This is a genomic window from Priestia sp. USM5 (assembly GCF_058323215.1).
Genome location: NZ_JBSGKN010000001.1, coordinates 3,511,140 through 3,528,823, shown reverse-complemented (window position 1 = coordinate 3,528,823; position 17,684 = coordinate 3,511,140). Strand labels below are relative to the sequence as shown.

The window sequence follows — 17,684 nt, the reverse complement described above, 5'->3', positions numbered from 1 at the left end:
CATGTTCCGGCTTTTCTTTATTCTGCTTTATAAGCAACAGAAGTTTTAGTGCTTTCTACTTTGCCTGTGCTAATCCTAGAAATCAGTACATTTCCTTTTCCTGTACCAAGCTGTTTAATAGAGATCTTGGTGTAGTTAGATGTAACAGGTTTAGATGTCGCAATCAGACTTCCTTTTGAATTATAAACTTTGATAACATCATTTTTGCTTAACGACTTTACTGTAATTAAATCGTTTTTGTTTTTATTATTTTCAATCGTTACTTGTTTGGCAGCGACAGAAGGAGATGGAACAGGTTCTGCTGCATAAGGCACAGAGACAGGATCACTTTCTAAAACGCCTGATGTTGTACGTGATACAAGGATATTTCCTTTAGCTGTCCCTAATTGTTTAATTGCTACTTTCGTATAGTTAGATGTAACAGGTTTAGATGTCGCTAATAAAGCGCCTTTAGTATTATAGACTTTAATCACATCGCCTTTAGCTAATGACTTCACTGTTACAACGTCGTTTTGGTTATAGTTATTAGCAACAGATACGCGAGAAGCGGATAGTTTAGCCGATACCGGTAGCTTTTGGAATACTGCGTTTCCTAACACAACGTTGTGATAGCCTTTTGCCCCTTGTTTTTGCTTAACTACGATTTTAAATTCTTGCGTTTTTGAAGGAATTTGTACACCTACATTTACAATGCCAGTTGATCTTGTTAGAGCTTTGGAATAAAGCACTCGATTATCCGCTAAAAGCTGAATGGTGGATGAACCATAGTCACCTTGAAGGTAGGCAGAATCTAATGCTAATTTTGCTTTAAAGTAATTTACTCCAGCATCTGAAAGATTGTAAGTAGTATAAGCGTCGCCACCATAATTGCTTTCAAAAATTAATCCTGAAGTTGCTAACGTTCCGTTTGAGAATCGGATGGTTCCTCCGAAGTGTGATAAGTTAGTTTCCCATGCGCCGTTACTAGCATTATCACCGATTGTAGATGGTAAAGCTGTATATGGAACTGATTTGTAAGACGAACCCACTTTTGATACTACAGGCTGACTGAATGTCACTGCTTGTGTTCCTTTAGCACCATTGATTTGATTCACTAGAAGAGTTAAATGGTTTGTACCTTTGGGAATAGACACTTTAACTTTTTGAATCGATGTTTTAGACGTGAATTCTTTTTCATAAAGAAGGTAATCATCTGCATAAATACCTACTATTGACTTACCCCAATCACCATTAACGTATCTTGCATCAAGAGAAATAGATGTTTCTAAAGTGTTGTAGTCGTTACCTTCAATAGAGAATGTTGAATAGCTTAACCCTCCCGTGTTATACGAAGTGTCTAAAGAGAATCCATTCGTAATGAGGTTACCATTAATATCTTCTAGATCGTGGTAAGAATCCGTACTATTATAACGTTCGGAGCGAGAGTCCCCTATGGTTACAAGGGAGCTGTATGAAGAGTAAGGGACACTTAAATAAGAACCACCTTTAATAAATTGGCCGTCTTGTACAACAATAAAATGTTGGCCTTTACTTCCACTTTTTTCTTTGACGACAATTGAAAAATCTTTTGTATTTTTAGGTAACTTTACATTCACGTTTACAACACCGCTACTTTTTGCCAAAGGCTTTTCGTATAGTAAACGATCATCTGCATAAAAACCAACTACAGATTTACCATAATCACCGTTTGCATATCGAGAATCAAGAGTAACTTTTCCTTGAAAAGAAGAGTAGCCTTTTCCAGCGACGTTATAGGTTGCGTAAGCAGAATCATCATGAAGGCCTACTCCATCATTTACTGTTTTACCATATACATCAGTAAATTTTTCATCATTCCAATAAGAGGTATAAAAGCTGTGATCCGAATCTGGAGATAATGAGCTTAACCGCACACTTGAAGTTGCTGCCGAAACTTTACTAGGTAAAAAGTTACCGTACGCAGCAACTGAGAAGAGAACAATGAATGCAATCATTGTTTTAAAAACTTGTTTATTCATACTAAAGTCTCCTTAAATTAAAATATTTTACCATTTAAATATTTTAATAGTATTAAAAGGATGAAGCAATTTAATTCACTCGACAAAATGTGACAAAAAAATTATTTTTGTGGATAATATATAAGGATTAAGACCTAAATAAATATAGAGCGAGAAAAAAGATTAATTTATAACGGTAACGATAAAAAAGTTTTTCTCTTCATTTTTTCTAAATTGAGATAGAATAGAAATGAAGAATTTTACCAATTGTTAGAGAGAAGAGTATTGAGCTAAAATGTTTTCATTTGGCCAAGAAATAAAAGGAGATACGAATGAAACAATCGATTAATGAGTTAACCCTTGAACTTAAAAACTTTTATCAACTTGTAGTAACATGCCACGGAGAACACAAACATACAAAAGTGTCGTATTACTTAATCAAAGATCAAGAAGTCATTGAAAAAATCCCGTATTCTAGAAATCATTCACACACGTTTAACTTACATGAACGAGGAAGATACAGAGTGAAAGTATTTATCCGAAATGCTGAAGGGGAACGGACAATAAAAAACAGCGAAGATTTTCGCTACAAAGACTTTGAAACAAAAGACCATTCAGTCTACCAACAGAAGGTGTATTCTATCGTAGGTGTCCACCGAAATGCAGCTTTTATTAAACTACTCATGGAAAAGCATAATACAATTAGAAGTTTTATTGATCCAACCAATCAATACTGCGGCCAAACTTTTTTTGATCTTCCAGTTGAAAGTCTCGAAGACATTAAAGGACAAAACGTTACGTTAATTGCGTTAGAAGCTCTTGAACTAGACGATTATCAAACTGAGAGCTATACCTTAAAAGTAAGTGAAAAAAATATACTGACAACTAACTTACATCGCTTCTTAGCAATGGATCTCTACAAGTTATCTAGAATCTTTTATGAAAATGGTCTAACAAAAGGGGCAGAATATGTAAAAGACTTTATTCGTCATAAATTCAACTCTTATATTCCATACACAGCAGAAATAGGCGAAGGGACAAAACTGGGCTACGGCGGCATTGGAGTTGTTATTCAAAAATCAGCGAAAATAGGAAGAAACTGCACCATCTCACAAAATGTAACCGTAGGATCACGGGGCAAGCAGCCGATTATTGGAGATAACGTATACATTGCTCCTGGGGCAATTTGTATTGGAGGAACGATTGGAGATAATGTGGTAGTAGGGGCCAATGCAGTAGTGACAAAAGATATTCCAGGCAACTGTGTCGTAGCAGGAGTGCCAGCTCAGATTATTAGTACGGATATGGAGAAGTACGAGAAATATGTAAAAAAAGAATAAATGTTTTGTTTCTTGATTGTTATTTTTAAGTTATAAACATAATCAACATAAAACAGAGGTTAAAATTTCTAAAACTTAAAGTATGTCTTTGAATGATAAAAATCTCATTTCTATAAAAAATTAAAGGAAATGAATTCTATAATTATAGCTATGATAAAAAAGAGGAATGAAATACATGTCCTCTTTTTTGCTACTTAATTTATTTTGTTTCGTTGAAAACAAAACTTATTTTTTAGATAGGGAATTATAAAATGGAGTGTTTTCCCATTAAAAACTCTAGGAGATGTCTTTAATGTTAAAGAGGAATTCTATTAATGTTTTATTTTTAGTTTCTATTCTGCTTGTTATTAGGTTAACCATGTTCCCAGAAAGTTCGTTAGGAATTGGTGAAGGAAAAGGTGGTATCAATCTTGTACCTTTCTTTACAATCGGGGATTTATTATTTCATCATTCATTTAGTGACTTTATTTTAAATAATATAGGAAATATTATTTTGTTTTTACCGTTTGGTTTTTTCTTACCTATGAGGTGTGGAAAAATAAATAAATTACCCAAAAGTTTGCTCGTTGGAATGTCGCTTTCAGTATTCATTGAAATAGTTCAACTATTTATGCCAAATCGATGGACGGATATTGATGATGTTCTCTTGAATACTTTAGGGACGGGCATAGGATATAGTTTATTTAAAGTACTAAATCAGATAGAGATTTACATGAAAGAAGGCTAGTAACAGCCTTCTTGTGTTTTGTAAAATGGAGAAAAATTCTATCGCAAGAAATGTAGTTTATCAACATAGTTGTTTTTTTACTATATAGTTCTACGAGGAAAATAAAGGGATAAGAAAAGAAGCTATCATAAGTATGTATGTAAAAAAGATCTCTAATTTCTAGAGATCTTTTTGTATCTGTAGAGTAAAAATAAAAACAGTGCCCCACCAAATGAATCGATAGCCACATCGATAATTCGCCCGTCACGTCCAATAATAAAAGCTTGGTGAAGTTCGTCTAGGAAAGCAAAACAAGTAAGGAAAAGCCACGCTTTTACATATCTCCATGAATTTTTTTTGAAATTCCAGTAAATTAATAGTGCTAATAAGCCGAAGAAAGAAATGTGGGCAATTTTACGTAAGATAAACTCTAAATTAAATCCGTATGTATAAGACGTATAAAATTCACTGCCAGGATGTAATATGGCCCAAAGAGTGGCTTTATGATTCCAAACTGAAGCATTGTTCCATGAGCTCGGGTCTGTCACTTGAAGATGTGGCGTATGGGAAAAATAAGAAATAGCAAGTATCATCGCAACAACACAAATTCTTTTTAATATCATACAAAAAATTCCTTTTATTTAGATTTATCTTCATATCGTAAGAGAAAAGAAATGAAAATGCAAGAAATATCCTTAAGTGTCTTGATCTTAGCATAATACATTAAGATATTTTCATATAGAAATATCTATGATTTTCACTACTTATGACAGAAGTTCTAACAACTTACTAAATATAGAAAAAGGTAAGACTATCAACATTTAACGACATAAAAAGGTCTTTTGGAGTGAAAATATTATCATTTCATTCAAAAACCTTGTTATATCGCAAATTTCGACAAAAAAATTCATCCCTCTTTTCCTATTTTTGTGATAACATTAATTTTACGATTGTATCATAAGTTATAGGTCTAATGACTATTAATGAAAACTTATAGAAAAAATATGAGAATAGATAAGATAAATGAACTATAAAAACCCTTTCAGATAATGTGTCGAATCCTTAGAAAACTTGTTGAAATTAAAGACAAGTTTTTAATTTTTATCTAATAAAGGATTAATATTCAAAAATAGTCATATAAAACACAATATGTATGGTGATGTCTCCTCAACCACTATCAAAGGAGGCACTCGGCTGCACTGTGGGTAGAAAATTACCTTAGACACGTTTGTTGTCAGGAGTGTGGTGTGAGGTGGGGTTAAATGCCCCAATTAATTTATAAGCACTTACGAATGCGCTGCTGCTGCAGCTTGTTCGTAAGTGCTTACAAAAAATATATATAAATAGGAAGAAACAAGGAGTGAATGACGATGAAAAAAATTAAAAAAGCTATTATTCCAGCTGCTGGACTCGGCACTCGTTTTTTACCCGCAACGAAAGCAATGCCAAAAGAAATGCTTCCAATCGTTGATAAACCAACTATTCAATATATCGTCGAAGAAGCGGTTCAATCGGGTATTGAAGACATCATCATCGTAACAGGCAAAGGAAAACGCGCAATTGAAGATCATTTTGATTATGCTCCAGAACTTGAAAATAATTTAGTCGAAAAAGAAAAATTCGATATTTTAGAAAAAGTACGTCAATCTTCAAATGTTGATATTCACTACATTCGTCAAAAAGAACCGAAAGGATTAGGTCATGCCGTATGGTGTGCGCGTAACTTTATCGGTGATGAACCATTTACTGTGTTGTTAGGTGATGATATTGTCCAAGCAGAAACACCTTGTCTTCGTCAGTTGATGAATGAGTATGAACAAACGCTTTCGTCCGTAATAGGCGTGCAAACGGTTCCTGACAATCAAACGCATCGCTATGGCATCGTGGATCCGATTTCAAACGACGGCCGCCGTCATCAAGTGAATACATTTGTAGAAAAACCAGCCGCGGGTACAGCTCCTTCGAATCTAGCTATTATGGGACGATACGTGTTCACTCCTGAAATCTTTAAATTTTTAGAAGAACAAGAAGTGGGAGCAGGCGGTGAAATTCAATTAACAGATGCCATTCAAAAGCTAAACGAAATTCAGCGTGTATTTGCGTATGACTTTGAAGGAAAGCGCTATGATGTAGGAGAGAAGCTAGGATTTATTCAGACGACAATTGAATTTGCTCTTCAACATGATGATTTACGTGATAATTTATTAACAATTATGGAAGATTTATTAAAAAAAGAAACAAAGAAACCGGTAGAAATAGAGTAGAATAGAAGGAGTGAGTTGCGTTGCCATCAGTTGCTGAACCTAAAACGGAAACTTCTATTCAACAAACACAAGTTGTACAAAAGAAAGTTCAGCCTAATAATCAAGCCGGGTACCTTTTGGCTAAGAGATGTATAGATATAGCAGGAGCATTCGTTGGTTTACTTGTTTTGTTTGTTGTTTTTCTTATTATTGGTCTTTTAATAAAACTTGAAGACCCTAAAGGTTCAATTTTCTTTTCTCAAAAAAGAGTAGGGAAAAATGGTGAAGAATTTAATATGTACAAATTTCGTTCCATGGTTTCAGATGCCGAAGCAAAATTAGCTGAATTACTTGAACAAAATGAAGCTACGGGCGCGATGTTCAAAATGAAAAACGATCCGCGCATTACGAAGATAGGTAGATTCATCCGAAAAACAAGTATTGATGAATTGCCTCAGTTAATCAACGTCTTGAAAGGCGATATGAGTCTAGTAGGTCCACGGCCGCCGCTTGTAAGAGAAGTAAACGAATATACAGAATATCAAATGCAAAGATTGCTTGTCACTCCGGGCTGTACAGGACTTTGGCAAGTAAGTGGAAGAAGCAACGTAGGGTTCGAAGAAATGGTCGAATTAGATTTAACATACATAACAACACGTTCCCTAACGGCCGATATTAAAATTATATGCCGAACTATTTTTATGCTGTTTGGCTCGAAAAATGCTTATTAAATCAAGGAAAGCTGGTGTCTTGAAATGGAAAAAAATTCAAAAATTTATGTAGCTGGCCACAGAGGTCTGGTCGGTTCAGCTATCGTACGAAAACTACAAGAAAAAGGCTATAGCAATCTAGTGTATCGCACAAGTGCTGAGCTAGATTTAAGAGACAAACCTCAAGTAGACGCATTTTTTGCAAAAGAAAAGCCAGAATTTGTTTTCTTAGCAGCCGCTAAAGTAGGCGGTATTGTAGCGAACAACGAATATCCAGCGGAATTTATTCACGATAACTTATTGATTCAATCAAATATCATTGACGCAGCGTACCGAAATGATGTAGAAAAACTATTATTCTTAGGAAGTACATGTATTTATCCAAAATTAGCTCCTCAGCCATTAAAAGAAGAATACTTACTAACAGGTGCTCTTGAACCAACAAATGAACCGTATGCAATTGCTAAAATTGCTGGTATTAAAATGTGTGAATCCTACAATCGTCAATATGGTACAAAATATATTTCAGCTATGCCAACGAACCTTTATGGTCCAAACGACAACTTTGATCTTCATACATCACACGTTCTTCCTGCACTACTTCGTAAATTCCACGAAGCGAAAGAAAGTAATGCACCGTTTGTTGAAATGTGGGGAACAGGCACACCAAAACGTGAATTTCTATATTCAGACGACCTAGCAGATGCGTGCGTGTTCTTAATGAATACATACGAAGGCAATGAAATCGTTAATATCGGTGTAGGAGAAGATATTACGATTAAAGAGCTTGGCGAAAAAGTGAAAGCAGTTGTTGGCTATGAAGGAAATATTCAGTTTGATACGTCAAAACCAGACGGAACGCCTCGTAAACTAGTAGATGTAACAAAACTGAACGGTCTTGGGTGGAGAGCAGAAACAGCTTTAGAAGATGGTCTTCAAAAAGCGTATCAATGGTTTTTAGATAACGAACTAGCTGCAGCAAAATAAATAAACAATTTCAATTAAACTAAATACTAAAATAACAGTTGATATATATGGAGGATACGATGAAAACAGCATTAATTACAGGTGTAACAGGACAAGACGGATCATACTTAGCAGAATTTTTACTAGAAAAAGGTTACGAAGTGCACGGGCTAATCCGTCGCAGCTCTTCTTATAACCAAGAGCGCCTAGAAGATCTTTTAACAGAAGAAGCAGCAAGCGCATTATTAAATAACTCAAACTTCCACCTTCACTATGGTGACGTAACAGATGCACTAAACGTTACAAGAATCATTGGTGACATTCAGCCAGATGAAATTTACAATCTAGCAGCACAGTCACATGTACGCGTTTCTTTTGATATGCCTGGATATACATTAGATGTGGATGCAAAAGGTACGTTAAATATTCTTGAAGCTGTACGTATTTTAGGGCTAACAGAAAAAACACGCGTGTACCAAGCTTCTACATCTGAACTTTACGGAAAAGTTCAAGAAGTACCGCAAAAAGAAACAACGCCTTTCTACCCACGTTCTCCATATGGCGTAGCGAAAATTTACGGCTTCTGGATTACAAAAAACTACCGTGAATCTTATAGTATGTTTGCAGTAAACGGTATTTTATTTAACCATGAATCAGAACGCCGCGGTGAAACGTTCGTAACGCGTAAAATCACGCTTGCTGCTTCACGTATCGCACAAGGTAAACAACAAAAATTAACGCTAGGAAACTTAGACTCTTTACGTGACTGGGGTTATGCTAAAGACTATGTAGAATGCATGTGGTTAATTCTTCAGCATGATAAGCCGGAAGATTTCGTTATTGCAACAGGCGAAATGCATTCAGTACGTGAATTTGTACAGCTTGCATTCAAACACACGGGCATTGAAATTGAGTGGAGCGGTGAAGGTTTAGAAGAAAAAGGAACAAACAAAGCAACGGGTGAAGTCATCGTCGAAATTGATCCTAAATTCTTCCGTCCTGCAGAAGTTGATCAATTATTAGGCGATCCGACTAAAGCGAAGACATTATTAAACTGGAATCCAACGAAGACTTCATTTGAAGAGTTGGTTCGCATTATGGTTGAAGCCGATATGAAGAAGGTTGAAAGCGAAGAGAAGATTAAGGTGATGTTTGATTGATTTTTTAATTAGAATTAATGATTGGTTAAATTTGATATATGGCTGTTAGAAGGAGCTAACTTCTTTCTGTTTGAATGTACTCATTACATAAGAATTGGAGAGAAGTGCTCTTTTTGACGTTTTGGAATATCGTGATAAAAGTCTTGAGAAATAAAAGATAGTTTATAAATAATATATAGAGGCTAGTAAAGCGAGCTCTTTGTTAGGGCAAGTAAGTGTAGCCTCAGGCAGATAGGAAAGAGATACTCTATGATTGAAAAGGTGAAAACTGATAAGAAAAAACTATTAATATACGCTCATTATTATATTCCAGATGTAGCTTCGACTGGTCAAATCCTAAGAGAGTTAGCAGAAGGAATGATTGATGAATTTGATATAACGATAGTCTGTGTAGTTCCATCTTATACAGGAAAAGTTGCTGATGAATATAAAAAGAAAATGTTTTACAAAGAAGAAATTAACGGCGTAAATGTTATTCGTATTCGTGTACCTGAATTTTCTAAGATCAATAAACTAAGCAGAGTTAAAAATATTCTTTCATATTTTATTGGAGCTATGATTGCTACCTTTAAAGTTGGAAAAATGGACTATGTATACTCTATTTCTCAGCCACCTATTTTAGGAGGCCTGCTTGGTGTTTGGGGTAAATGGATGAAACGAGCTAAGTATATTTATAACATACATGATTTCAATCCAGAGCAGACGATGGCTGTGGGGTATAGCAAGAATACATTAATCTTAAATACTATGATGCGAATTGATAAGTTCAGTTGTAAACAAGCTGATAAGGTCATTATTGTAGGACGTGATATGGTTGAAACACTAAAAGGTAGATTCAACTATAGAAGAGTACCTAATCATGCGTTTATTAATAATTGGATTGATGAGAAAGAAATTCATCCTTTATCAGGGGATAATGAAAAAGTAATAGCTTTTAAAGAAAAGTATGGTTTGATAGATAAATTTATAATTATGTATTCGGGTAACCTGGGGTTATATTATGATCTTGAAAATTTAATGAAGGTTATAGAAAAATTTAAAGATAGAGAAGATGTTGTTTTTGCCTTTGTAGGGGAAGGGTCGATTCGAAATAAATTAGTTCATTATAAGGAAAAGCATAACCTTGATAATGTATCTTTTATTCCTTACCAAGATAAATCAGACTTAATTTACAGTCTAAATGCGGCTGATATTCATTGGTGCGTTTCAGCAAAAGGTATTAAAGGAGTTTCGGTACCCTCTAAATTATACGGAATATGTGGAGCACAACGACCTGTGCTCGCAGTGCTAGAGCCTGGAGCGGAAGCACGATTAATTATAGAAGAAACTCAATGTGGATATGTGACTGACCCAGAAAATTATGAAGAAGTAGAAGCTATTCTTAATAAGCTTCTAAAAGAAAAAGGTACATCAAATTTAGATAAAATGGGTGAACGTGGTAGAGCTTATTTGGAGAAGAATCTCACCAAAGATGTGTCTATTCAAAAATACATTAAAGAAATTAAATCCTCTTAATACTAACAACTTAATAGTACGAACTTTAATGTTATAAAACATTTTAAGCTTTCCATATAAGGAACATGTTGCTAAATATATTGCCCTAAAGGTTTTTATTTTAATATTAGGAGTTAGGAAAATGTCTACAAAGATTTTAATCACCGGTGGTTCTGGATTTATTGGAACTAATTTATTAGAAGATCTAATTGAAAAAGGTTATGAAGTTTTGAATATTGATTTTAACCAACCTAAAATCAGTAAGCGTGAGTCTGTGTGGAAAAACATTGATATTACAAATTATAGAGAATTTCGAGATGCGGTATTGTCTTTTACTCCTGAATATATTGTTCATTTAGCTGCAAGAACAGATTTAGATGGAAAAGCTATAGACGATTATTCGGCTAATACTGTAGGGGTAGAGAATCTGTTGAAAATCGTTAAAGAAATTCCAAATTTAAAAAAGATCATTGTAGCATCTTCCAAATTTGTAAACCCTAATGGATATGTGCCGCTTGATCAATTTGATTACCATCCTCATACTGTTTATGGAGAAAGTAAAGTTGCAACAGAAAATGCGGTATGGGCAAATAAACCATATTGTGATTGGTGTATTATAAGACCAACTTCTATCTGGGGTCCATGGTTTGGAGTTCCATACAGAAACTTTTTCGATATGGTTAGGAAACGAATGTACTTTCATATTGGAAATAAAAAATGTTATAAGACCTATGGTTACATTGGAAATAGTGTTTATCAAATTAAACAGTTACTTTTTAATGAGACACAAGATGAGAATAATAAAGTCTTTTACATTGGAGACGAACCTTCCTATGAGATTAATGAATGGGCTGATGAAATTGGAAAAGAATTAGGTTTTAAAATTCCTAGGGTACCTTGTTTTGTTATAAGATGTGCAGCATTTTTTGGTGACTTTCTTAAGGTTTTTGGCTTGAAATTTCCAATGACCTCATTTAGATATGGAAATATGACAAACGATGGTATGAACGATGTGAGTGCAATTTATAAAATAGCTCCTGAATTACCATATACAAGAAATGATGGCACAAAAGCTACAATTGAATGGATTAAGAAACACGAATAAATATTTCTTCAAAGAAGAGTTAGAGATATATGAGGTGATTTAGATGAAAAAAAGAATATTTATTTGTGCAGAAAGAAAGTATCCTAAAATGGAAGCTGCTTCAAATCGTATGGAATATAATGCAAAAGCTTTGCAATACAAGGGGTATGAAGTAATTGTCATAGGCATTGGGGATAACCAACAGAGAGACTACGATCCACAAAGTCAAAAATATTTTTTCAATGGGATTGAATATTACAATATAAAAATACCAAAAGGACCATTAAAACAAAGATTTAATTTGGGAAGAATGACGTGTGAAAAACTAAAAGAATATGGATTGACCTCAAATGATTCCGTAATTTTGTATACATCAAATTTATTTTATGCAGCTCAAGTTGCAAATTTTGCATCAAAAAAAATTAAATCAGATGTTGCGTTTGATGTAGTAGAATGGTTTCAATCATTTCAATTTAAATTTAATGTACTTAATCCATCGTATTGGTTGTATCACTTATGTTTTCACCACGTGTATGGATCAACTAAAAAGGTGATAGCTATTAGCGAAAATATTGAGAGATTTTTCAAAAATAAAGAGTGTAAAACTTTACGCTTTCCAATCATTACAAACGTGGAAGACTATCCTTTCTATAGAAGAGAAAAAAATCATGATACATTGAATTTAATATATCCAGGAAACCCCTATAAAAAGGATTCTATAGTTAACATGTTTAAGGCAATCAATTTATTGAATAATGAAGAGAAAAAAAATATTAAGTTTCATTTGACCGGTGTTTCAGAAAATAAAATCCGCTCAATTTTAGGTAAAGAAGTATCCATTCTTGACAGTTTAAAAGAAAATGTAGTAATTCATCCTTGGATGGATTACGATGAATTAATGAAGTTGTTTGGGAAGATGAATTTCTTACTATTGGCTAGACCTGCTAATAAGGTTACCATTTCTAACTTTCCAAGCAAGGTTCCTGAACTTTTAGCTTGTGGGATTGCTCCTATAGCGGTGCGTGTGGGAGATTACCATGAATATTTAGATGATGGTAAAAATGCAATCCTGTACAAAGGATGCGATCCAGAAGACATTAAAGAAGCAATCTTAAGAGCTTTAAGAATGACAAATGAAGAATTAAATGAAATGAGTAATCAGGCAAGAATGTGCGCAGAGACAGTGTTTGATTATAAGATTTGGGCGGATAGATTGGAAAGTTTTATCGTTGATGAAAAAATGTAATATGAAATTTATTTCCCTATTACCCTATTAATAGTTCTTATTTTGTAAGCGATAAAACTTACTCTCGACTTTTTTAAAAGGTGTTTTTAATTCTAGTCAGTATGTAAAGTTAAGCTGTTAGACGAAATTTTTAAAAATAAGAATGAGAAAGTGTAAATATAAGAGGAGTAGAACATGAAACTATTAGTGATACAAGAACAGCATTTTACAAAGCTACCTAATGGAGAGGTTTGGGTAGATGAGCAGTCTAATGCAAAGTTCTGGGAAAGATATCTTAATATTTTTGAAGAAGTTATTGTTTGTGCAAGATTCGACCATAAAGAATTAATTGATACAGACAAGTTAATGCGTTCAGATAGAAATAGAGTTTCTTTTGTTGAGTTACCGAATTTTAGAGGCGTTGCGGGTTTACTTAAAAATCTAACTGCTGTTATAAGCGTGATGAAATCTACAATTAAACAATCAGATTGTGTAATTTTTAGAGCGCCTAGTCCGATTTCTATGATTGCTTATCCATTAACTAAATTAAGTAAAAAGCCATATGCAGTAGAAATCATGAACAATCCCAAAACACATTTTTCAAAAGAAGCTATGAAAAACTTTTATCAGCCAATAATTACATCTCTAATGGTTAATCAAACTAAATCAATGTGCATGTCAGCTAACGGTGTTTCTTATGTAACAGAGAGAGTATTACAAGAGTTATATCCAAGTAAGGCGAGTAAGTTGAGTGAGAGTAAGAACTACTTTGAATCGAGTTATTCAACTATTCGGTTGGAAGAATCGCAATATTGTTATAAGAATTGGCAAGATACCAGACCTGAACAAATAACTTTAATCCATACAGGAAAGATGCAAGATAATCGCAAGGGACAAGATATCTTTATTGAAACTATTGCAAAGTTAAGAAATAAAGGTTTTGATGTTAAAGGAATTCTTGTTGGTGACGGAGTTATGCGAAAAGAATTTGAAGAACTAGGTCAAAACCTTGGAATAAAAAATCACTTAGATTTTGTTGGGTGGAAAGCAGGATATGAAGCAGTTCAAAATGAGTTACATAGGGCTCATTTTGCAGTGTTTCCGTCTATGGGGGAAGGGTTACCACGCTCAGTTATAGAAGCAATGGCAAATGGACTATTATGTTTTGGATCTAAGGTTGATGGTATATGTGAACTTTTAAATGAGGATTGTTTATTACCAGAGTTTAATAGTGAATGCTTTGCTAAGTATATTGAAGAGTACCTTAGGGACTGGGGACGTGTGGAGCCCACCAGGAGAAAACAGTTCGAACAGTCCAAGAATTATGAGTATTCAATATTAGAAGAACGTAGAAATTTATTTTATAGTAAGTTGAAAAATTTGTGTTGAACTTTTTTAATATCATTATGGAGTATAAATATGAAAATATTATTTGTAATCAATAATTTGAAAATTGGTGGAACTAGAAGTAGTTTACTTAACTTGCTAGAATATTCTAAGAAATATAACTTTGAGGTGGATTTATTGGTATTTTCTCCTTATGGTGAGTATGCTGAAAATGTTCCTAACAATGTAAATCTGTTTGTCGGTAATATAGCTCTCCAAAGTTTATTCTTTGATTTGAATGGATTGAAAAATAATAAGAAGTTTTTACACATTTTTGTAAGGAGTCTTCTGGGTATTGCTAAAAAGGTTTTCAGTGAAAAAAAAGTTATGAATTTTTTGTATTCTAAATTCTTAGAAAAACATATAGATGAAGAATCTTATGATGCAATAATTGGATTTCAAGAAGGAGAGTGTAATGATTTTGTTGCACAATCAAGTATAAAAAAACGAATATTTTGGATTCATAATAATTACGAAAATTTATCAATTCGAGCTAAAGGGTTCACAGAATCTTATAAAAAAGCCGATAAAATTATTTTTGTAGCAGATGCAAGTATGGAAACATTTAAATTAGCTATGCCTCAACATGCCGATAAAATGTGTGTTATAAAAAATATTTTATTGATAAATAAAATAAAGAATAATTCTCTAGAAGAAATAACAGATAACCAATTATTTTCTTCAAGTGCTGCAAATATTATTTCCGTAGGAAGAATTGCTTCTCAAAAAGCCTTTGAAAGAATAATAGAAATTGGGAAAAAATTAGTGTCCAATAAAAATTATAATTTCAATTGGATAATTTTAGGTGATGGTCCTGACAGGAGTGATTTAGAAAAAAAGGTGAAAACAAATGGTCTTAGTGAGCATATAAGATTTATTGGTGCTCGTAAAAATCCATTCCCTTATATTAAAAAATCGGATCTCTTCGTACTAACTTCTCGTTATGAATCACAGCCTATGGCAATCATGGAATCTTTGACTATTGGGGTGCCTGTCATAAGTACAGACTTCCCTTCAGCCAGGGAGCTTTTAAAGGATGAGAGTTATTCTATAATTGCAGAAAATAATATAGATGGTCTTTATATAGAATTAGAGAAAATTTTAAATAGTCCCAGCAAAATTCAAATGATGACAGAGAATACAAAGAAATTCACCTATAATAATGATGAAATTATTTCACAACTTCTTAAAGTAATTGATAATTGAAATTAGAGGAATATTAGCTATGAAAAAAATACTTAAGGTAATTTTAGGATTACCTAAAACTATAATTTTTAATTTGAGTATGTTCAATTTTACTACTGCAATAAAATTGCCTGTTTTGTTAGCACCAGGAGTAGTAGTAAAAGCTGCTAAAAGAGGAACAGTTATATTAAATGAGCCTGCAAGTTTTGGGTTGGTAACCGTTGGCTTATGGGATGGCTCTGGTGGAATAGGAAGAGGGAAAACCTTTCTTGAATTTAAAGAAGGAAAATTTGTAGTCGGTGGAAGAATAAGCATTGCATCAGGTAGTTTAATAAGGGTTCTTGATGGAGGAGTGCTTCGAATTGGGAAAAATTTCAAAGGGAATGCAGGGTTAAAGCTTATTTGCCGCCAAGAAATTGATATAAAAGATGATGTATTATTTTCTTGGAATTGTACAGTTATGGATTCGGATGGACATGGGATTTTTGATGAATATGGAAGTCGAATTAATTCCGACAAAAAAATCCTTATTGGAAATAAGGTTTGGATTGGAGCAGAGGCATCTATCTTAAAAGGAGCTTACATACCAGACAAAAACATTATCGGGTACAGAAGCTTAGTTTGTAAGGTGTTAGATCAAAAAAATTGTATTTATGTTTCCAAAATAAATGATATTGTAGCTGCAAAGAAAAATATATCTTGGAAGATATAAAGTTTTAAAATGCAACGAGGAGATGCTATGAAGATTACTAGGAAACAATTTTGTGGATTTTTTTTACAATTAGGATTGTTAGTTATCACTATTTTTATATATTTAAACAAATTCAATATAATTAGTATGGAAGACTCATTATATAAAAGTATAGCTTTTTACAGCTTCTTTTGTTTGTTAGCTCAAATAATGATTAATATAGGATTTAAGATGAGGCTCTTTTCCGCGTATAATATTCTTATTCTTTTTTCTTATTTATACAACTGTGGACAAGTATGGTTGACAGCGTTAGATATAGAGTTAAAAAGGAATAGTTTCGTAATCACTTATTATTCATCAGCATCAATTGTCCATGCATTATTAATTTTTTTAGTTATAATTAGCATTTTAAACCTTGGCGGTCTGCTTTTTAAATTAATTGTTACTAACTACTACTCATTGGATAAAAGTGAAAACGTGGAAGATCAGCGTATTAATAATGTGAATATAAATTTAGCATATTTTTTATTCATAATTTGTGCGGTTATTTTAACATATAATGACTTTCGACAAAGTGTAGTTGCATTAACCACTACTGCAGATGATATCTATGCCTTAACTTATAAAATTGGAAGAGATAACCCTATCATATACTTAGCTATATATATGTATCCAGCAGCAGTACTGCTTTTTTTATCTACTGTTAAGAATAAGTTTGCTAGAAGGTTTGTTCTGTTGCATGCAATTATACGTTCTTTAGCTATGATGCTTATAATCGGTAGCCGAATGGCTTATTTGCCTTTATTGATTTGTTTACTTATATTTTATTCGAGTAAATTTAAGTCTAAATTAAATACGAAAAAAGTAATTGTTATAATGACATGTCTTTCAGCTTTTTATTCTTTAATATCTGCTACTAGAGATAATGGAGAAAAGTTTGACCTTCAGACTTTACTTTTGTATCTAAAAAATAATAATATTATCATCGATGTTTTACAAGAAATGGGCTCAACACAGGTTGATTTAATTCTTTTACTTAATAATATTCCCTACTCTTTATCATTTGCCTATGGCAAATCTTTTTTAGGTTCTTTGATATCTTTAATACCCGGAGGGGAACTAGTTATTGGAGATATGAAAAATTATATTGACTTAGGTACGATACTAAATCCTTATTTTCATAAAGGAGAATCACTAGGAGGGTCCTATATAGGAGAATTATATTATAACTTCGGATATTTAGTATTGATAGTTGCGCCTGTTATTGGTTTATTATTTATGTTAATAGAGATGTTCATATCGAATAATAAATCCAGTCTAATGCAGGCAATGTCAATGTACTTGTTATATGTATCTTTAATATATATTAGAGGTCAAATACATGATGTCCTGTTTGGAATGAAAATATTTCTTTATATACTAATATTAAATTTTATCTTTAAATTATTATCTAGAAATAAAAAAGAATTTCGAGGTAAACAAATTGAACAGGGTTAATGAAATAATCAAAAAGCTTTT

General features: G+C 33.0%; 15 protein-coding genes. 13 read left to right on the top strand and 2 right to left on the bottom strand.

Annotation, left to right across the window (positions count from 1 at the left end; genetic code table 11):
- Window positions 1-17 precede the first annotated feature (17 nt).
- Entirely contained in the window at window positions 18-1,997 is a 1,980-nt protein-coding gene (locus ACWATA_RS18755; RefSeq protein WP_473050075.1) for an NPCBM/NEW2 domain-containing protein, read from the bottom strand.
- 311 nt (window positions 1,998-2,308) lie between these two features.
- Here ACWATA_RS18755 and ACWATA_RS18750 point away from each other — a divergent pair, with 311 nt between their 5' ends.
- A complete protein-coding gene (locus ACWATA_RS18750) occupies window positions 2,309-3,316 on the top strand; it encodes a serine O-acetyltransferase (RefSeq protein WP_473050074.1) in 1,008 nt (335 codons plus the stop codon).
- 292 nt (window positions 3,317-3,608) lie between these two features.
- Entirely contained in the window at window positions 3,609-4,043 is a 435-nt protein-coding gene (locus ACWATA_RS18745; RefSeq protein WP_473050073.1) for a VanZ family protein, read from the top strand.
- Between the two features lie 152 nt (window positions 4,044-4,195).
- Here ACWATA_RS18745 and ACWATA_RS18740 read toward each other — a convergent pair whose 3' ends face one another.
- A complete protein-coding gene (locus ACWATA_RS18740; protein WP_473050072.1) occupies window positions 4,196-4,645 on the bottom strand; it encodes a VanZ family protein in 450 nt (149 codons plus the stop codon).
- A 747-nt stretch (window positions 4,646-5,392) separates the two neighbouring features.
- Here ACWATA_RS18740 and galU point away from each other — a divergent pair.
- From galU to wzy, 11 genes are all read left to right on the top strand, one after another.
- Window positions 5,393-6,286, top strand: coding sequence for a UTP--glucose-1-phosphate uridylyltransferase GalU (gene galU / locus ACWATA_RS18735; RefSeq protein WP_473050071.1), 894 nt, complete (start codon window positions 5,393-5,395; stop codon window positions 6,284-6,286).
- 56 nt (window positions 6,287-6,342) lie between these two features.
- A complete protein-coding gene (locus tag ACWATA_RS18730) occupies window positions 6,343-6,996 on the top strand; it encodes a sugar transferase (RefSeq protein WP_473050233.1) in 654 nt (217 codons plus the stop codon).
- A gap of 24 nt (window positions 6,997-7,020) precedes the next feature.
- Window positions 7,021-7,962 carry a GDP-L-fucose synthase gene (fcl, locus tag ACWATA_RS18725; RefSeq protein WP_473050070.1) on the top strand — a complete coding sequence of 314 codons (942 nt, stop codon included), beginning with the start codon at window positions 7,021-7,023 and terminating at the stop codon, window positions 7,960-7,962.
- A gap of 59 nt (window positions 7,963-8,021) precedes the next feature.
- Window positions 8,022-9,101, top strand: coding sequence for a GDP-mannose 4,6-dehydratase (gene gmd, locus ACWATA_RS18720; protein WP_473050069.1), 1,080 nt, complete (start codon window positions 8,022-8,024; stop codon window positions 9,099-9,101).
- A gap of 249 nt (window positions 9,102-9,350) precedes the next feature.
- Entirely contained in the window at window positions 9,351-10,616 is a 1,266-nt protein-coding gene (locus ACWATA_RS18715; protein ID WP_473050068.1) for a glycosyltransferase family 4 protein, read from the top strand.
- A gap of 121 nt (window positions 10,617-10,737) precedes the next feature.
- Entirely contained in the window at window positions 10,738-11,700 is a 963-nt protein-coding gene (locus tag ACWATA_RS18710) for an NAD-dependent epimerase/dehydratase family protein (protein WP_473050067.1), read from the top strand.
- Between the two features lie 43 nt (window positions 11,701-11,743).
- Window positions 11,744-12,925: a glycosyltransferase gene (locus ACWATA_RS18705; RefSeq protein WP_473050066.1), complete on the top strand. Its 1,182-nt coding sequence runs from the start codon at window positions 11,744-11,746 to the stop codon at window positions 12,923-12,925.
- A 174-nt stretch (window positions 12,926-13,099) separates the two neighbouring features.
- Window positions 13,100-14,293, top strand: a complete 1,194-nt coding sequence (locus ACWATA_RS18700; protein WP_473050065.1) for a glycosyltransferase family 4 protein — start codon at window positions 13,100-13,102, stop codon at window positions 14,291-14,293.
- Between the two features lie 30 nt (window positions 14,294-14,323).
- The gene (locus ACWATA_RS18695) at window positions 14,324-15,496 is read left to right on the top strand and encodes a glycosyltransferase (RefSeq protein ID WP_473050064.1); all 1,173 of its coding nucleotides are present in this window, start codon (window positions 14,324-14,326) and stop codon (window positions 15,494-15,496) included.
- Window positions 15,497-15,515: 19 nt separating this feature from the next.
- Window positions 15,516-16,187, top strand: a complete 672-nt coding sequence (locus ACWATA_RS18690; RefSeq protein WP_473050063.1) for an LbetaH domain-containing protein — start codon at window positions 15,516-15,518, stop codon at window positions 16,185-16,187.
- A 27-nt stretch (window positions 16,188-16,214) separates the two neighbouring features.
- Window positions 16,215-17,663 (top strand): O-antigen polysaccharide polymerase Wzy, encoded by a 1,449-nt coding sequence (wzy, locus tag ACWATA_RS18685; protein ID WP_473050062.1) that lies wholly within the window; start codon window positions 16,215-16,217, stop codon window positions 17,661-17,663.
- Window positions 17,664-17,684 lie beyond the last annotated feature (21 nt).